We start from the raw sequence: 19,988 nt of genomic DNA, 5'->3' as shown, positions 1-19,988 counted from the left end.
AAGGATTTACTTCCCCACTTTCCCCTCTCCCCTCTTCCCCTAGCCCCTAGCCCCTAGCCCCTAGCTTCTAGCAAATGCGTCCACTCAGTTTAGATCCGGAACACTTTCGAGAATTAGTATCGTGCAGCGGCATTGACTGCAAGCTTGCCGCGCTGAATTTCATTTCGCTGACAGCAGATGCTGTCGTGGATCGTTTGTGGATATCGCCTGCTATGTGTAGTGCGGGGATGCGGCACGGTAGCTGGCTTCGTCGCCACGCTTTTATCGCTGCGGGAGGCTGGTGGTGTTCGGGACTTGACCCGCTCAAAAATTGGCGCGAGATGAAGTGGGGGTGCTATAAGCCAAATCGTCCCAGGCTCAACAAAAAGGGCAAGTCAATCAAGTACGAACATCCTCCCAAAACACCGACGCGGGTTTTTTGTTTGCGGGTGCCTTTGCACGTTTGGCAGCAGGTTTCTCGGCGCTACAATGTTGCCATGCCAGAGAATATTGCGATCGCAGAAACTGGGGAAGCTCTGGGATTTTGGCAGTGGGTGGTGGCAGAAAAAATTCCTGTAATTATCTGCGAAGGTGCTAAGAAAGCAGCTGCTTTGTTGAGTCAAGGATATGTGGCGATCGCATTACCGGGAATCAGTAACGGCTACCGATCGAGCAAAGATTTTCAAGGTAATGTTATTTGTCGGCAACTAATACCGGAGTTTCTCCCATTTACTGAGAAAGTACGCACATTTTATATTTGTTTTGACTATGAAACTAAACCCAAGACGCTCCGGGCAGTTAACAATGCGATCGCACAACTCGGTAAACTTTTAATTGACAAATCTTGTTCGGTAAAAGTTATCCGACTTCCGGGAATAGAAAAAGGTGTTGATGATTTTATCGTTGAGCGAGGTGCTGCCGCTTTCGAGTTAGTTTATCAAGCTAGCGCCGACTATGAAACCGACATCGCCAAAACCAAACCCCATACGGAGTTAAGCTATGCGATCGCATTAACTATCAACCGTCCCTATCTGGAAAATCTGCCTTTTCCCGCATCTGGATTAGTGGCAGTTAAGTCTGCTAAAGGTACGGGAAAAACCACTGCGCTTTTACCGCTTGTAGAAGCAGCAAAAAAAAGAGGTCAGCCAATCTTATTGCTTACCCACAGAATCCAATTAGGACAGTTTTTGTGCGAGAAAATCGGGGTGAAATGGGGCATAGGGCATGGGAATCATCGCCGTGACGCGGAAACAAGCTACAGGTGTGAAGAAATAAGACAGCCTCTGCCAATGCCCCAGACGCGATCGCTTGGACTTTGCATCGATTCAATTTGGAAGTTAAACCCGTCGCAATGGCAGGGTGCGATCGTCATTTTGGATGAAGTCGAACAATGTTTGTGGCATCTCCTCAACAGCAACACTTGTAAAGAAAAAAGAGTGTTAATTTTAAGAGTATTTCAGCAATTAATTTCTACCGTATTGCAAACTGGCGGTTTAGTGATTGCCCAAGATGCCGATTTATCAAACCTATCCCTAGATTACCTCAAAGGACTGTCTGGAATTGAGATTTCGCCGTGGGTAGCGGTGAATGAATGGCAATGCGATCGCGGTTGGGATGTCACTTTTTACGATACCCCAAACCCAACCTTGTTAATTCAACAGTTGGAAGTTGACTTAATTGCCGGAAAAAAGTGTTATGTTACTACCGATAGTCGCTCTGGGCGTTACAGTTGCGAAACAATCGATCGCTACATCAAACAGCGTTTGGAACAGTTACTGCATAAATATCCCAAAACGCTAGTAGTCAGCAGTCAAACAACCCGCACATCCGGTCACGACGCGGTAAATTTTGTCGAAGATATCAATAAAAAAGCTTTGGAATATGACGCGGTTTTCGTCACTCCCAGTCTGGGTACTGGTGTCAGCATTGATGGGGAACATTTCGATCGCGTTTATGGTATCTTTCAAGGAGTAATTCCAGATTGGGAAGCGCGACAAGCTTTAGCGAGAGTGCGTGCCAATATTCCCCGATTTATCTGGTGTGCCAAACGCGGTATCGGTTCGATTGGTTGTGGCAGTAAAAATTACCGCGTTCTATCGGAATGGTATCAGGAAAATCACAAGGAAAATTTAGCTTTGATGAGTCCTTTGTATAAGGTTGATGTAGATTTACCTTTTATTTGCGATCCGATTCATCTGAGAATTTGGGCTAAGTTGGCGGCGAGGGTAAATGGATCGATCGCCCTTTATCGTCAATCAATGTTAGAAGGTTTGATGGGAGAAAAGCATCGGGTGAATGTAATTAGCGATGCTTCTCCAACCGATATTGTTAGGGATTTACGCATGGCGTTGCTGGCAACAAATTCTGCGGATATCGAAATTAGAAAGAATTTGGTACTGCAAATCGTCAAAGTGCAAAAAGAATTTTCCGAACGCAGCCAAAAATCTAAGTCTGTCAAAAAACAAATTAAGAGAATTCGCACGCAAGCAGAATTCCAATCTGCTTGTGCGGTGGCTTGCGCTTTAGATATCGGCCATAAAGAATACGATCGCTTGTTAGGGAAGCGATCGCTAACTGATGAAGAACAACATCAAATAGATAAATATATCTTGCGACAGCGTTACGGGGTAGAGGTAACTCCGCAGTTGAAGCTGCGCGATGATAAGGGATATTATTCGCAATTGCTGCTGCATTACTATCTAACTCATGAAAGCGAGTATTTCCGAATTAGAGATTTCCAAGAATGGCATCTGCAACTTTATAGAGGCGAAGGCAAAGTTTTTCTGCCAGATATTAATGTGTATACTTTGAAAGTTGAGGCGCTTTTAGCGTTGGGAGTACAGCAATTTCTAGAACCGGAACGAGAATTTCGTCAGACAGATGCAGATTTGATTCGTCTGAAAGAAACGGCGTTTCGATACAGCAAGCAAATTAAAAAGACTATTGGTATAACTATGCCGATGGAAACAGAAATATCTCCAGTTAGTTCTATAAAAATCGCCAATAAACTTCTGAGTCTGTTGGGATTAAAGCTGGAGTATTTTAAGGTAGACGAGGTACAGGGAAACCAAACTAAGGCGTATAGAATCGCACCAGAAATTCTTCATGATGGACGAGAGGAAATTTTTCAACTTTGGCATAAACGCGATACGTTAATTTTAGAAACTCTCAGCCAGAGACGTTTAGATTTAGAGTCGCGCAGTCACTTTGGAGTTAGTGTTAGGTGAGCTTTGCTATTAGCTTCTACTGCACTGCGTTCCCAAAGCATCGGGTAATATTGAGTCTTTCGCCAAAGTTCGATCGCATTATCGTAGTTGGGATGAAAAGCATGACCCGACTGTCCGGGAGGGTGGATGCTGAGGGAGTTTTGCAAATTGCTCAAATCGACGATCGTTCGCATCGAAGGCAACCATGCCACTTCAAAGGATTTGCTGGCATCCCAACCTATGGCATTGACAATTGAACTCCCCCCTGAAGTAGGAAATGGCCCGCGATTGAATAGCGCTTCAATGGGAGCAATTCCCGATTTGCCTAGAGTAGCATTGCGGAAAGTGGCGGTGTGTAAATTGCCCCAGCGCCATTTAGTCGGGTCTTTACCCAAGGTGCGTTCCAGTTCATCCACTGCTTTGGCAAAAGCTTGTTGAAAAATGCGATCGCGATTTTCAATCTCAGGCGTTGTTTTATTATCCCACCAACGGCTATTCGGTTGCTGCACTAAGCGACCTACTATTTCAAACCAATTATCTTCACCGTCAGGCCAATAATCTTGAGGTAAATCGTCATGAAATGTGTCAGCTAAAAGGTGCTTCCAAACAGCCTCAAACAAAGCCGGGGCAGCCAAATCCATATTGTCTTGGAAATCCCAACCTATCAAAATATTGCGTACCCGCTTTAAGCGATCGTCATTTAAAGGAATCTTTAGCAGAATCGGTACTAAATTTTCGGCATTTAAATTCTTATTATCCCCTTGCATTTGCTGAAAATAGGTTACAGAAATAGGAGCTTTTTGCGACTCGATCGTATCCACAATTCGCTTAGCGCGGAAACCGTAATCCCAATCTTGTGCGATCGAATATGGGTAATTTTGTCCAACTACCGCATTGTTGGCGGTGACGATATATCCTTGGGGCGGGTTAAAAGCGAAGGGAAGTTGCGAAAAGGGAAGGTAACCTTTCCATTCATAATTGTCAGTCCAACCGGGAACCGGATAGCGCCCGTCGCCACTAGCGCGAATTGGGATTTTTCCGGGCATTTGATAGCCAATATTACCATCTGTATCCGCGTAAATGAGATTTTGGGACGGCACATCAAATTCTCGTGCAGTATTGCGAAACTCATTCCAATTTTGGACGCGGTTCATATTGAAAATTGCCCGGAAGCTATTGCCCGGTTCCAGCGCTGTCCAACGTAGAGCAATGGCGTAATTTTGGGGTAGATTTATGCTAGTTTTTTTACTAAAATTTTCCAGATCTTTATAAGTGTCTGAGAGAATCGGCCCGTGACGGGTGTAACGCACAGTCAAAGAAAGGGAATCGCCGCCAGCGATTTGGATATTTTCTTTGACGAGTTTCATATCAACCCATTTCCCATTAACTTCGTACTGATTGGGATTATTGGGATTGATTTTCTCGATATACAAATCGGCCACATCTGGATCGACATTGGTAAAACCCCAAGCAATGCGATCGTTATGACCGATGACAACTCCCGGCATTCCCGCAAAGGAAAAACCGTTAACTTGGTAGGGACAATCAGATGTTTTGGCAGTACAGTGTAAGCCGACTTGATACCAAATCGAAGGCATTTGAATGCCCAAATGAGGATCGTTTGCCAAGATAGGCTTACCTGTGGCGCTGCGCTTACCCGAAATTACCCAACTATTTGAACCGATGCCATTTCGGGTTTTCCCTAATAAGCCGTTTAAAGTGTTAAGCTGTTTGGCGATCGGCTGTAAGGCAGAATCAACTGCCGGATAGGAAGGATTAACTAAAGCAGTTTTATCAAAACGATCGGCATTATTTGGATTGGGAACAATTATGGGATGGTTTTTGGGATAAGGAAGAAACAGGTCATTCAATTGAGATGACGTTAAATTTTTGGCAAAAATAGCATTTTGAATTTCATTATCAAAACTGGTGCTGAGATCCAATGCCATCACTTTCACCCAGGTTAAACTGTGGAGAGGTTGCCAAGGTTCGGGCTGATATTTTGGATTTAATTGTTTGAGGACAGTGTATTCTAAGCTAATAGCACCGCCTTGGCGATCTTTGAGATAAGCATTCACTCCATCTGCATAAGCTTGCAAGATTGTTTTGGTGTTCGGATCGAGTTGTGCTAACTCTTGTTGTGCCACCCGCGCCCATCCCAATGTCCGCAAAAACTTATCGGTATCTAGTTGAGATTTGCCGAACATTTCTGCTAGGCGACCAGAACCGATATGCCGCCAAAAATCCATTTGCCAGAAGCGATCCTGTGCGTGGATAAAGCCCTGTGCCATGAATAAATCGCGTTGATTGGAGGCATAAATATGGGGTATCCCCCATTTATCTCGAAAAACTTCTACTTTATCTTTTAAACCGGATATTTTAATTGTGCCTGTTTCTTGAGGCCAGGATTTACGAACAGTATAAAAAGCCAAACCGCCAGCTATAGCGGTTACTGCTAGGACACCTGTACCAACAATTTTGAGTGCTTTAATTAATTTATTTTTCATGTTCGTTTGCGGTAGTTACACTCTGTGTAATGGCATCTGGTAGTTCATCTTCTACTAAGCGCAGACGCGGATAGAGGTAAGCGTAAGCAACTGCCAAGATATTAAGAATTCCCATGACAATAAATACTAACCCAATGCCGCGCCCATGTCCTACGCCGATAATCAGTCCGATACTTTGAGCTAGTGGGCCATTGACGGCAAGCAAAGGCTCGAAAATGCGATCGGCTAATGGCCCTGCCATTATATAAGCAAATGGCAACGATGATAAGCCGATCGTGCGCTGTACGGCAAACACCCGTCCTTGCACATCCGGCGCGACTTTACTAAACCAAATTGCTTGACTGGAAGCTAAGATAAACGGCAAGCTGAATAAGTAAATAAAAGCGGCGGCAGCAATGAGTGGGGCGCTGGGTCGTAACCCGGCTACACATAATAATAAACCTTGCAATAATGTGAAGCCAAGTATACAGTAAATGCGGCGTTTTAACCCCGACCATACACTCATGACAACGCTACCCAAAAGCATACCGCTACCGCCAATAGATAAGATAGTGCCAAGGACGGTACTAGAGGTGAAGCTCAAAACTAATGGCGTCAACAAAACTTCGACAATGCCTAAAGTAAAGTTGCTGAAACTGTAAAATATCATCAGTCCGAACAGTCCGGGGCGCGTGGAAATATAAGTCCAGCCGTATAATGTTTCTTGCAGTAAAGATTTCTTTTCCTCTTTGCTTTCGGTGATGGTTTCGGGTTTGGGAATGCGGACGAATAGCAAAGTTACGAAGGCGAAAAGAAAAGTTGCAAAGTCAATTAGGATGACGCCTCGGACTTGAATCTGGGTAACTAAAACACCTGCGAGTACGGGTGCGACAAGTTGCGAAGTTGCTTGTGCAAATTGTACCATACCGCTGGCGCGACTGAGATGTTGTTTGGGGACGAGTTGTGCGATCGCAGCATGATATGCTGGCCAGTGAAAAGCGCTGAAAAGAGAGCTAATTGCCACAGCGATGTAGATTTGCCAAACTTGCAATTGACCTGCAAACAGTAGTAAAGCAACAGCCAGAGTGCTGACACCTGCACCGCAATCGCTGACTAATAAAGCTATTCGTCGATTCCAGCGGTCTATAAAAGCACCTGCTATGGGTAATAGCAAGATGCTAGGTAGAAAAGTGAACAGAGAAATGAGGGCAAAATCCGTGACCGAACCAGTGCGCTGATACACCCAAATACCCAGTGCAAAACTCGTCAGACCGGAACCGATGAGCGAGATAAGTTGACCGAACCAAATGATAATAAAAACTTTCATATGATTTTAGATTTTAGATTTTAGATTTCAGATTTCAGATTTACTAATGTCTCCGGCAAGCATTAACCTAAAATTTTAAATTTGAAATCTAAAATTTGAAATTTACGATAAATTGTATCGTTTTTGGAGAAAGAACGTACACAATAGTATCATCAGCGTTGATTCTAAAGCGATGCGTTTGCGCTCAGCCATATTGGGAAGTTCATCCAGCAAGGCAATCACAGTCGATCGATCGAAGAACGGTACTGATGCCATCACGGAACTGCGTAAGGAATCTTGCATCAATGCGTACAAACGATTGTTCGTCAGAGTAATAGGTGGAGCAGTGAAAGGATGTTTTGGGCGGCTATAAACTGTGTCGGTCAAAAAAGGTCGAGCTGCCTCTCGCAATACATATTTTTCCCGCGTCCCAGATGTCAGCAGCGAAACGGGAATTTGGCGCACTAACTCAAAAAGATGGTGATCTAAAAATGGCAACCGGAGTTCGACGGAATTTGCCATTTCCAGACGTTCGGCAAACAAAGAATAATTAGGCAAGATTGATTTTGACCATAAATATAGCGATTGTAAAATCGGATCGCGTCCTAATAGCTGTCCTTGCAGATCGAATTGGTTTAAAAAGGTGCGGTAGACATCGCGATCGGCAAATTTTGCGGCATAATCTGGCGCTAAAAGAACATGGAAAAAAGCTCTATCTACTGCTACGTTTTTCAACCAAGATGGCACAAAACCCAAAGCTTCCTGTACCCCAGCTAAAGATGCTGGCGTGCTGTGACCAGATGCGGAATTTTCTCGCAAATCTTGTCTGATATTACCGTATCCGGCAAATATTTCATCAGAACCATCGCCAGATAGCACAACCTTGTAACCTAGATCGTGTACTACGCGACTTTGTAAATATCTGGCGACACCACGACAGTTAGTATCGAGAATTTCAGCGTGCCAAATTGCATCGGCAATATTGTCAGCAAAATCGGAAGAGTTGACGGGAATCTGCTGAAAGTCGGCTCCCACTTTTGCTGCTGTTTCGCGGGCGATTTCCCCTTCATCGTAACCGACTCCCTCGAAAGCGATCGTGAAAGCTCGCATCGGTTCGCTACTATATTTCGCAGCTATACCGAGTACAGCAGAAGAATCGAGACCGCCGCTGAGGAAACTGCCAACTGGCACATCTGCCCGCAGTCTGAGTTTAACAGCTTCCTCCAATTTGTAACGAACTTGTTCGATGTATTCGCGATCGTTTCTAGGTGGAGGAGGCGCATCAAGTGTGGGGTAATCGAGGTCCCAATAGCGAACAATTTGTATGCCTTGATGGGTTGCTAGAAGGTAATGACCGGGCGGTACTTGATAAACGCCTGCAAATAATGTGCGGTCTTGGTTTAAGTAAAGAAATAGTTGTTGAAAAAATGACTCTTCATCCCAACGAGCCGTCACGCCTGCGGCAAATAAGGCTTTGGCTTCTGATGCTAGATAAAGTGTGTCGTTAACTATTGTGTAAAAAAGCGGTTTGATGCCGAAGCGATCGCGTGCAGCAAACAGAAGTTGCTTCGATTCATCCCACAAGATAAATGCGAATTCACCGCGCAAATGCTGCAAACATTCGGTGCCAAATTCTTCATACAGGTGAAGTGCAATTTCGCTGTCAGAATGGGTGCGAAGTCGGTGTCCCCGTTGTTTCAAATCGCTCTGAATTCGTTCAAAATCGTAAAACTCGCCGTTGGCAATCAAATGCAGCTGTTCGTCTTCATTTGCGATCGGCTGATCTCCCGTTGCGAGGTCGATAATGCTCAATCTAGCGTGACCCAATCCCACCCGTTGATGGGAAGCAATCCAGTGATTTTGTTTGTCTGGGCCACGATATTTCAACTCCTGCGTTGCTTTTGCTAACGCTGCTGCCGAAATCGGTTTTTCTTTCGAGAAAATTCCTACAATACCGCACATAAATTTCTCTCTTCCGTGACCGAGCTTTCAAAAGTTTTCGCGCATCATTGACCGCTTTAAATGTCACTGAGGGAGCAACAAACGCACTGCTTCCATTAAGCGCTGAGCCAGATTTTCGACAGTGATTTGTCGGTAAATATTTTCACTGTATTCCCAGTTCATTTGCAGTTGTCCTTCCAAGATTCTCCCCAAAACCAGTAACAAATGGGGTCGAGTGTTGTGGGGACTAATACTCAGTCCGTGAGATTCGCGAGCTAGTTGAAATGGAGAAGATTCGAGTAGAATGCGATCGAACTGACCTAAGTAGTTGAAGATAATTTCCGGTCGAGGAAGAGAGCGCATTTTTTCTGCGATCGTCTTATCGTCGCCGCAATAACGCAGCAAACCATAACCCATCCCCCGCTTGGGAATTTGGCGAAGTTGCTGTGCGATCGACTTCAACCGATCGACCGGAGTTTCCACATCTGGCAAGTTGAAATACATCGGAAAGCAGTTTGTAAACCAGCCAACTGTGCGGGATAGGTTCACACCTTCAATAATTTCTTCTCGTCCGTGTACGTCTAAGTCAATCAGAAGGTCGCGTCTGACCATCCATTCGGTAATAGTTTGTACCAAAGCTGTTAGCAACACTTCATTAATTTGTGTTTGGTAACTTGCCGGAATTTTATGAAGTAAAGCTTGAGTTTCTTCTGTAGTTAGAGATACCGAAACAACGCGAGTCGAGGCTTCAATGTTAGCTCCTTCGGGGTAGTCCCTCGGCAAAGGTTGAGCTTGTCTCCGAGGTTCTGCTAACCAGTAAGATAATTCTTGCTTAACCTCTGGCGATTGCGCGTACTCGGTCAGTAGTTCAGACCATTGTTTAAAAGAAGTCGTTTTAGCCGGAAGAGAAATTGCTTTTCCACTACTAATTTGCTCGTAAGCTGTCTGGAGATCTTCCAGAAGTATCCGTAAGGAAACTACATCTTCTACTAAGTGATGGATGGCAATCAGCAAGCGGTTTGTTTTTTGATTACCCAGTTCAAAAAACGCCACTTTCATCAATGGCCCTGCTGATAAATTAAAGCTGCCTTGAATTTCTGTTGCTATGCTTTCAATCGCTGATTTTTGCTCTGACTCTGGAATAGTTGAAAGATCGAATTTAGAAAAACTGACTTTTTCTGCCAAACCGATGTTTACTTGTTCCCAAATTCCCGATTTTTGTTTAAATCGGAGGCGCAGAGCATCGTGATGGACGAGTAGCTGCTGAGCAACTTCCTCTAACAAATAGGGGTCTATATCTCGATTTATTTCTAGCAGAAAAGCTTGGTTCCAATGATGATTTTCAGCAAAATTGCGCTCGAAAAACCACTGTTGGATAGGAGTTAGAGGTACTGAGCCAACGACAGCTTCCTGTTGTGCCTCACGAAGAGAAATCGCACCTACAACTGTTGCCAATTCTGCGATTGTCGGATGTTCAAAAAGTTGATTCGTACTGAGTTGAAGACTTGCTTGGTTAGCTTTAGCTACAATCCGAATACTCTGAATCGAATCTCCTCCCAACTCTAAAAAGTTGTCGTGGATGCCTACTCGATCGATCCCCAGTACCTGACCCCAAATCGTAGCCAGCGCCTCCTCAACTGGCGTGCGAGGTGCTACGTAGGTAGTTTGAGCCGCTACACTTTCTTCTTTCATTAACATTTCCAGAAGTTGACGTTTTTCTGGAGAAAGTTGCTCAAGACGCTTTAAAAGCTCACTCACTTTTGATCTCCTTGAATTGCGAAACAGTTTTCCTAATTTTTTTAGTCAGCTAAATTGCCAATTTTAACTAACTACTTTTGCTGATTGACAAGCTCTTTTGTGAAAGCATTACTTTCACTTCTTCTTCAGACAACTGTTCCAGTTGTTGTAGAATTCGAGCCATTACATCATCGCTGGACTGCGTTTTTTCAAATGCTGGTAAACTGTTGCGATCGACTTTCCCATTTGGCGTTAATGGCAGCGCATCTAGTTTGATGAAGCTGTTAGGAATCATGTATTCCGGTAGCTTCTGTCTTAAGAAACTCCGCAATTCTTCATTAGTCAGCCCAAATCCGGGATACGGCACTACGTAAGCAACTAAACGTTGATTTCCTGGCTGTTCTTCTCGAACTAATACGACAGCTTCTCGGACGGCGGGGTGTTGCAGTAAAGTTGCTTCGATCGCTGTCAGTTCGATCCGGTATCCCCTCACCTTCACCTGATGGTCAATACGTCCGATAAATTCAATGTTTCCATCTGGGAGGTAACGCGCCAAATCTCCAGTTTTGTACAATAATTCTGAATTCTTTCTAAAGGGATTTGGCACGAATTTTTCTGCGGTCAATTCGGGACGGTTGAGATAACCTTTGGTGACGCCGAGTCCGCCGATATAAAGTTCGCCAGTCACTCCAATAGGTACTGGTTGGAGATGAGAATCGAGCAAATAAATCTGAGTATTTGCGATGGGACGACCGATCGAAATAGATGTTTTAAAATCGGAATTTTTACAATCGTAAACACTGCACCAAACAGTTCCTTCTGTTGGCCCGTATTCGTTAAACAATTGTGTATGCGGCAGTTGCTTTTGATGACGTTCGATTAACTCTTTGGAACAAGATTCTCCCGCAACGATCGCAGTTTGCAAAGAAGCAAGCTGACTGGGTTGGATATGTTCCAAAAGAGTTGCATAAAGCGAGGGAACGCTTAACCAATGCGAGACGCGATAGTTAGCGATCGCACTTGCTAATTGCCAGATATCTTTCTGCAAACCTTCCCTGAGTATTACTAGATTTCCTCCTTGACAAAGCGTCCAAAAAATGACTGCAATTGAACTATCAAAAGCGAAGGAGGGAACTAATAAGAAACTGCGAACGGGTTCTCGGTAGTAGGAAATTCGAGCTAAGGTTGAATGCACCAAATTTTGGTGAGTTACCAAAACTCCTTTCGGTCGTCCTGTAGAACCTGAAGTATAAATCGCATAAGCTAGATTTTCAGGAGTAGTTTTAGCAATCGGATTCCCCAGTTTCTCGGTCTGAAAATCCGAGTCCACACATACTATTTTCGCCTTAGTTTGTGGGAGTCCTGAAACTAATTGTTGTTGAGTTAAAAGGACTGGTGCTTGGCTATCTTCCAGAATAAAAGCCAGATGCGAACTGGGATAGGCGGGATCTATAGGCACATAAGCACCGCCTGCTTTGAGGATAGCAAAGATTCCGATAACCATTTCTAGCGATCGCTCCACACATAGACCTACCAACACATCAGGGCCAACCCCTAAACTTTGTAAGTAATGTGCTTGAGCATTGGCGCGATCGTTTAATTGTCGGTAACTCAATTGTTCGCCATCTAATTGCACCGCTACTGCATCTGGGGTTAGTTCTGCTTGCGCCTCAAACCATTGATGAATACAACAATCTTCTAAATTCAGATGGCAGATTTCTTCTTTTTTGAATTCCCTCTGGGTGTTATTCCATTCCACCAGTAGCCGATGCTTTTCCGCAGCTGGAAGCAGACAGGATTTCTCGTAGCGATCGTGCGGGTGCATCGCCATCGCTGTCAGCGTTTCTATGTAGTAATTGCCGATCGCTTCTAATTGTGCTTGTCCGATTTCTCGCAAATTGCATTCCAAATCCAGTTGAATGCGATCGGAAGCGTGATTGCGATTAAACTCAGCTCTCAAAGGAAAGTGAGTTTCTCCAAAACCCCTAGCCCCCAAGATTTCCAAACCTTTGAGAGTTTGAAGGCGATCGTATACGTGAAAGTGAGTGTAGTTAAAAACAGCTTCAACCAGAGGTTGTAGCGCTTGACGACCGCAAAGTTTGTGTAAATCTGCATAGGGATAACGTCGGAAAGGTAACAATTCCCGTTCGGTAGCAAAGACTTGCTGCGCCAAATCGATCCACGTTCCTCCCGTCAGTTGCAAGCGAAAAGGTACGGTGTTCAAATGAATTCCCAACGTCTTTTCTCCGTCTGCTTCTTCCACTCGACCGTTAGACTCCAGACCCGTCAAAACGTCGGTTTCGCCACCCAACAAACTCATCACTCTAATATGTGCGGCGAGCAAAACGTGCTTGAGAGGAACTTCTGCAATGCGAGCCAATTTTTTCAGCCCGTCGGAAACTTGGGCGGAAATGGGAACATCTAAAAATCCAATTTCGGGCGCATCTGTGGCGCGGTCAGCCGAATACCAGCGCGGCAGTTTCGTCGTCACGCAATCTTGCAATTTTTGAGTCCAATATTCTCGACCTTCAGGAGAATTGAGCATCGATCGCTCTAAGGCAATAAAATCTCGGTAGCACACAGTCGGCGGTGGTTGTAAGGGCGAAGCATTTGGGCGATAAGTTGTCGTTTCTATGGAAAGATTTCTCCCCAAATGCTTCGCCCCTACTTCCTCTCCATTGAGAAGCGCGAAATAACGTTGCAACAATTCTGTCAGCAGAGAAGCTTTGCTCCATCCGTCCAAAATAGAGGTATGGCAACTAAAGGTGAGACAGAAAGACTCGTCCGTGAAGCGATGAATGAAAAAGCGGATGAGTGGCGCACAACTCCAATCAAAATTGCGGGTTTTTTCCACTTCCACCCAGTTAAACAAAGCTTCCTTTTGCGACTGCGGCGACAAAGATCTCAGGTCTTCTACTTTAAATAAAGGTACAACTTTCTTGCTCACCAATTGTAACGGTTCGCTAAAGTTAGTCAGATCGAAAGAAGTACGCAGGATAGCATGGCGATCGACCACTTGCTGCACAGCTTTTTGGAAAAGCTCAACGTCTAGATTTACTTGCAGATGATAATGGAAGATGTCATGGTACATCGGAGAATCGGAAGTTTGCTGAGTGTGGAAGATTACTCCCGCCTGAACTCTGGCTAGGGGATAGGCATCTTCTACATTGCTGGGTAATTTCTGCCGATCTTCTTCAGAAATCAGCGTCAATGGTGCTGTTCTCTGTGTCGATAAACTGGGTTCGACGATCGTCACTTCTGGCGCTAGTTTGGCGATCGTCTGAGTTGCAAAGATTTGTTCGAGAGAGAAATTCAAGCCTCTTTCTTGAGCTTTTGCCCGTACCTGAATGCTGCGGATCGAATCTCCGCCCAACTCGAAGAAATTATCGTGGATACCCACTCGATCGATCCCCAGCACTTGTGTCCATATTTCCGCTAAAGCATTTTCTACTGGAGTATTTGGAGGTACGAATTCTTTTTCTAAATCCGGTCGCGTGGCGTTGGGAACGGGTAGCGATTTTCGATCGACTTTGCCATTAGGCATTAAAGGCAGTGCTGCCAGCATAACGAAGGCGGAAGGAATCATGTATTCCGGCAGCTGCGTTTTCAGGAAGCGATGCAACTCGGTAATTGTGGGGGCGGGTTTTCGATCGCAAACGCAATAAGCTACCAGTCGCTTTTCAACTGCTTGGACTTCCGATTCTTCCGGCAGTTTACCTTTTAATAAGCGGCGCAAACCAGTAATTTGAGTGTCTTCTTCCAGGTGACTGACTAAATTGACTTTTCGTAGTTTTTCGCCAGACTCGGTTTCTCGCACCAAAACGATCGCTTCTCGCAAATTAGGATGTTGCTGCAACGCCGCTTCAATTTCTCCCAACTCAATTCGGAAACCGCGAATTTTTACCTGGTGGTCGATGCGTCCCAAATATTCGATCGTCCCATCCGGTAGGTAACGGGCCAAATCCCCCGTTTTGTACAGGCGCGATTCTGAATTTTGGAACCAATTGGTTCCAAAATTTTCTTCCTCAGAATTTTGTCGCCAATTGGCGACAAAATTCTGGTTGAATGGGTTACGGATAAACCGCTCAGCAGTAAGTTCGGGTCGGTTGAGATAACCTCGCGCCACTCCCACGCCACCGATGTGCAGTTCACCCGGAACACCCACAGGTACAGGTTGCAAATTAGCGTCCAGCAGATAAATCTGCGTATTGGCAATTGGACGACCGATGGGAACGATATGGCGATATTTTTCCGAATCGCAACGCCAAAAAGTCACATCCACGGCGGCTTCCGTTGGCCCGTACAAGTTGTGCAACTCTGCATTCAAACGAGCAAAGAAACGCTCTTGCAGTTGGAAAGGTAATGCTTCCCCACTACACATTACTTGCCTCAAAGATTGACAAGTTTCTAAACCTTGTTCCTCTAAAAATATTTGCAACATTGAGGGAACAAAATGAAGCGTGGTAATCTTTTCTTGAGCGATCGTCCTCACCAGATAAGCGCTATCTTGATGACCTCCCGGTTTAGCGACAACTAAAGTTGCTCCAGTTATCAAAGGCCAGAAAAATTCCCACACGGAAACATCGAAGCTGAAAGGAGTTTTTTGCAATACGCGATCGAGCAATGTTAATTGATAAGCATCCTGCATCCACAACAACCGATTGCAAATTCCTTTGTGCGTGTTCATCGCTCCTTTCGGCTTACCTGTAGAGCCAGAAGTATAGATGACATAAGCCAAGCTTTCGGGATTTTGGATTTGGGATTTGGGATTTGGGATTTGATTTTGAATTTCTAGTTTGGTTTCCCAATCTCTATCCAAGCAAACTACTTTCGCATTGTATTTTGGGATAATTTCCAGAAGTCGTTCTTGACTTAATAAGATATCAACTCCGGCATCTGCAAGCATGAACGCCAAACGCTCGTGAGGATAGCTAGGATCTAAAGGTACGTAAGCACCGCCAGCTTTGAGAATTCCCAAAAGACCGACTACCATTTCTAAAGAGCGTTCCATGCAAATTCCCACCAAAACTTCTGGCGCTACGCCTAAATTTTGGAGATAATTCGCCAGTCGATCGGCTTTTTGATTCAGTTCCCGATAAGTGAGTTGTTCTTTTTCAAAAATTACCGCCACCGCATCGGGTGTCTTTTCTACCTGCGCCTCAAATAATTGATGCAAACAAACATCGCTCTTGTAATCAAATTCAGTATTATTCCATTCCACAAGTAACTGATGCCCCTCTTTTTTCGTCAGCATCGGTAATGTAGAAATCGGTTGTTTGGGATTGGTGATAAGACTTGACAGCAATATCTGAAAATTTCCTGCCATTCGCGCAATTGTGGCAGCATCGAACAAATCTATATTGTATTGAAACGCAGCCGAAAGCGAACCATTCACTTCACCCATCGTTAGCGTCAAATCGAATTGACTCGTCTGCTGTTCGATCGCTAAAGATTCCAGTTCCAGTTCTCCCAATTTTATCCGCGTTCCCGTTTCTCCCAATGCTACCGATGCCAAACTTTCTAACTCTGGCAAATGGGATTTCTGCAAAACAAACATAACTTGGAAAAGCGGCGATCGACTCGCTTCTCTTACTGGCAAAAGTCGCTCTACCAATAATCCAAACGGATAATCCTGGTGTGCAAAAGCATCTAGCACAGTTTGACGCACTTTGTCAATAAATGCCGCAAAAGTTGGGTTTCCCGAAAAATTCGATCGCATCACTACCGGATTGACAAAATAGCCAACTATTCCCGATAATTCCGCTCGATTTCTACCAGCCGTAGGCGAACCGACTAAAATATCTTCTTGTCCCGTATAGCGATAAAGCAACGCTTGAAAAGCCGCCAACAAAGTCATGTAAAGGGTGGCTCCTTTATCGCGACTAAAACTTTTCAAATGTTGACTTAATTCGGCATTCAGTTGGAAATCATGAGTCGCACCGCGATAAGTTTGAATTGGCGATCGAGGTCTATCTGTTGGTAGATTCAAAACTGGCAACTCGCCTGCTAATTGCTTTTGCCAATATTGCCAAAGTCTTTCTCCTTCTTTCCCGGTCAACATTTCTATTTGCCAGCGAACATAATCAGAGTAATGTATTGCTGGTTGGGAAAGAGCAATTGAGGTGCGATTTTTTTCCGCTTTATATAGTATTCCTAATTCCTTGGCGATCGCAGCCAAAGACCAGAAATCAGCAACGATGTGATGGACAACAACCAATAGAATATGTGACTGCGATGAACGCACAAACAAAGTTACTCGCAGTAACGATTCTTCCTCTAAATTGAAAGGACGGTGAGTTTCTGCAATCAGGCGATCGTTTAAAAAATCTTCACTCCAACTCGCCGCATTTTCCGTCGAAAAGCAAACTTCTATATTTTCATTAATTCGTGCAACAGTTTCTCCTTCCGAAGTGATGAAACTTGTTCGCAAAGCCGGATGGCGATCGACAATTTTCTGAAAAGCACGTTGCAAAGCAGCAATATCTACATTTTCCAGAATGCGAACAGCACCCGCAATATTGTAAGCTGCACTATCTGGCGCTAATTCCTGCAAGAAATAAAGTGATTTTTGACCGGAAGAGAGCGATCGACGATCGGAATTATATTTTTCACTTTTCTCTTTCCCCGTTTCCCCCTTTAATTGTGCGAGGATTTCGATCGCCAACTGAGAAATATTTCCACCATTGAGGAAACTGGTTACAGGCAAAACCACGCCTAAATTAATTTCAATGTTGTTTTTTAATTCAAACGTTGTTAATGAATCCAATCCTAAATAATTTAAAGGTTGTTGCGAAGTCAACTGAGATGGATGGATTTTCAGTATCTTGGCTACCTGTTCTTGAAGATAAGATTCTAAGCGAGATAGACGCAATTCTGGTTCTATTACCAGTAAATCTTCGCTAGTGAGATTATCTGACCGTTCGGCAATATAGGATGCTTCTAAAATACTGCTGGCGATCGCATCCAAACTGCCTTCTAAAAACCCAAGGCGACAAGCTTGACGTTGAATTTTGCCGCTAGAAGTTTTGGGAATGCTGCCAGTTTTGAGTAGCAATACCGCATAAACTGGTAATTCGTAATTTTCTGCGATCGCACCCCGAATAGCTGCAATTACCTCTTCGCTATTTAAGTTTCGCAGGTAAGTCCGCTTCACTTCCAAAGCTACAGCCAATCTTTCCTCACCCGCAATTTCCAAGCAAAAAGCCGCACTATTACCAGCTTGCAGTGATGGATGACTTTGTTGAGCGATTTGTTCGATATCTTGCGGATAGTAATTGCGACCGCGAATAATAATTAAATCTTTTAACCGACCCGTAACAAACAATTCTCCTTCATGCAAAAATCCTAAATCTCCGGTGCGAAGAAATCTTCTTGTGGAGCAGGCATCTTGCCTGCTATAGTGAGAGCAGTCATCTTGCCTGCTATCCTCAGAGCAGTAATTTTGCCTGCTATCCTGAGAGCAGTCATTTTCTCTGCCATCTGCCAAATAAGCATGAAAAGTGCGTTTTGTTTCTTCTAATCGATGCCAATAACCCTGAGTTACACTCCCACCTGCTACCCAAATTTCCCCAACTTCATCAGGTTGACAGCGAGTTAAACTATCGGGACGGACAATAACAACCTGCGTATCTTCGAGAGGTTGACCGCAACTGACGAGTTTTTGGCTACAAGAATTTTCTATATCGTTTGTAACTACTCGATTTTGCTGTAAAGCTGCACTTTCGAGAGATTGAATTTTTGGCGCGTTTTCCTTCAACCCACCAGAAACAATTAAAGTTGTTTCCGCCATTCCGTAACAGGGATGAAAAGCTTCGGGACGAAAACCGCACGATGCAAAAGCATTTGCAAAGTTATGAAGTGTTTCTGCACGAATCGGTTCTGCACCGTTAAAAGCCACTGACCAACTACTTAAATCGAGCTCCGCTTTTTGTTCGTCAGAAATTTGTTTAACGCACAAATCGTAAGCAAAATTTGGCCCACCGCTGGTAGTAGCTTTGTAGCGAGAAATAGCTTGCAACCAACGGACGGGACGTTGCAGAAAAGCCATCGGCGACATGAGAATGCAGGAAATGCCTAAATACAAAGGTTGAAGCACATTCCCGATCAATCCCATATCATGAAAAAGCGGTAACCAACCGACAACGATCGATTCTTCTGTATGTCCGAAAGCTGTCTGAATCAATCGCTGGTTATGCAAAATATTTTGATGGCTTACCATCACGCCTTTTGGCGTTGCTGTGGAACCGGAAGTATATTGCAAAAATGCTAAATTTTCGCCTTTTATTGGTGGTTCTTGCCAGTAATTTTCTCTATGGTAATCAATCCCATCTGTAACCAACCATTGTAACTTTTCTAAGTTAGGAGCGTGAGTAATTGCTCTTGACTTATTAGCTAAAATCTGTTCATTTGTCAGTACAACTTTGGCGTCTGCATCGGCTACGATCGCTTGCAGTCGCGACATCGATCGATTAAACTGAGGCGGATAAGCAGGCACAGCAATTATTCCCGCATACAAACAACCGAAAAATGCGGCAATATAATCCAAGCCTGGAGGAAAAAGCAGGATCGCACGCTCTCCACTCTTCACATAGTTTTGCAGCATCGCTGCAATAGCTCTAGCTTTATTATCTAAATCTGCATAAGTTAAATAAGTTTCTTCTACTTCTCCATCCAGTAGAAAAGTATAAGCTCGCTGCTCTGTCTGCTGCTGCGCTCTCCAACGAAGTAACTCTACCAGTGTGGAAAACTTTTCCTTTGGATTGAAGATATTTTTGCCGAGCTGTGAGTTTGGATGCACCTGCTTCATATATACTTTTTCCCCGCTACAGTTTTACCCAATTGCCATGCTAATTGGGGTGAAGATTGATTACCAATAAGTATCTCGTTTCTGCTGCGGCTTAAAAATATGGCCGCCGCATAAACCGAATATTTAGTATTCGGTAAGCTCCTGGCATTGTCAAAAGACAATTCGTCAAACTCAACTTATAGATTGTGTACTTACGTATATATAAATAAAGCTGACGGATTCACAAGTATCTCTGAAGCTCCTGCCATTGTCAAAAGACATTTCGTCAAACTCAACTTACAGATTGTGTACTTACGTACAAATAAAATTAAAGTAACTAAATTAACATGATATCCAGCAAGCGAGCGCTGCATCGAGTTTCTTAGCTCGCCAAAAACCTCAGTAGGCGCAGGTATTCAGAGTAAATATGTTTAATTTACCATATAGTCAGATAATTTTAATTGACAAACCAGAAAATTTTTTTTGACAATTTATTGCTTTAATTACTAGAAAACGATGAAGCGATTATCATTTTTATTTAATATTTT

Annotated in this window: 6 protein-coding genes; 1 reads left to right on the top strand and 5 read right to left on the bottom strand. The window is 44.0% G+C overall.

The window, feature by feature from the left end; genetic code table 11:
- The first annotated feature begins 74 nt into the window (after positions 1-74).
- Complete coding sequence (locus ACE1CD_RS20910; protein WP_374826128.1) at positions 75-3,206, top strand: plasmid replication protein, CyRepA1 family; 3,132 nt, start codon at positions 75-77, stop codon at positions 3,204-3,206.
- On the opposite strand, the gene ACE1CD_RS20905 is transcribed toward ACE1CD_RS20910, so the two are convergent.
- The 5 genes from ACE1CD_RS20905 to ACE1CD_RS20885 form a co-directional block, all read right to left on the bottom strand.
- A complete protein-coding gene (locus tag ACE1CD_RS20905) occupies positions 3,182-5,692 on the bottom strand; it encodes a penicillin acylase family protein (RefSeq protein WP_374826127.1) in 2,511 nt (836 codons plus the stop codon). The two genes, ACE1CD_RS20910 and ACE1CD_RS20905, sit on opposite strands and share 25 nt — an antisense overlap.
- Positions 5,682-6,998 (bottom strand): MFS transporter, encoded by a 1,317-nt coding sequence (locus ACE1CD_RS20900; protein WP_374826126.1) that lies wholly within the window; start codon positions 6,996-6,998, stop codon positions 5,682-5,684. Before ACE1CD_RS20900 ends, ACE1CD_RS20905 begins: the two co-directional genes overlap by 11 nt.
- Before the next feature lie 102 nt (positions 6,999-7,100).
- Positions 7,101-8,939, bottom strand: coding sequence for an asparagine synthase (glutamine-hydrolyzing) (gene asnB / locus ACE1CD_RS20895; RefSeq protein WP_374826125.1), 1,839 nt, complete (start codon positions 8,937-8,939; stop codon positions 7,101-7,103).
- A gap of 63 nt (positions 8,940-9,002) precedes the next feature.
- The gene (locus ACE1CD_RS20890; RefSeq protein WP_374791349.1) at positions 9,003-10,676 is read right to left on the bottom strand and encodes a condensation domain-containing protein; all 1,674 of its coding nucleotides are present in this window, start codon (positions 10,674-10,676) and stop codon (positions 9,003-9,005) included.
- Positions 10,677-10,743: 67 nt separating this feature from the next.
- Positions 10,744-19,461 carry an amino acid adenylation domain-containing protein gene (locus ACE1CD_RS20885; RefSeq protein ID WP_374826124.1) on the bottom strand — a complete coding sequence of 2,906 codons (8,718 nt, stop codon included), beginning with the start codon at positions 19,459-19,461 and terminating at the stop codon, positions 10,744-10,746.
- Positions 19,462-19,988: the final 527 nt, after the last annotated feature.

It is taken from the genome of Aerosakkonema sp. BLCC-F183 (genome assembly GCF_041929145.1).
In the GTDB taxonomy this organism is placed as follows: Bacteria; Cyanobacteriota; Cyanobacteriia; order Cyanobacteriales; family Aerosakkonemataceae; genus Aerosakkonema.
This window is presented reverse-complemented; position numbering and strand designations above follow the sequence as displayed.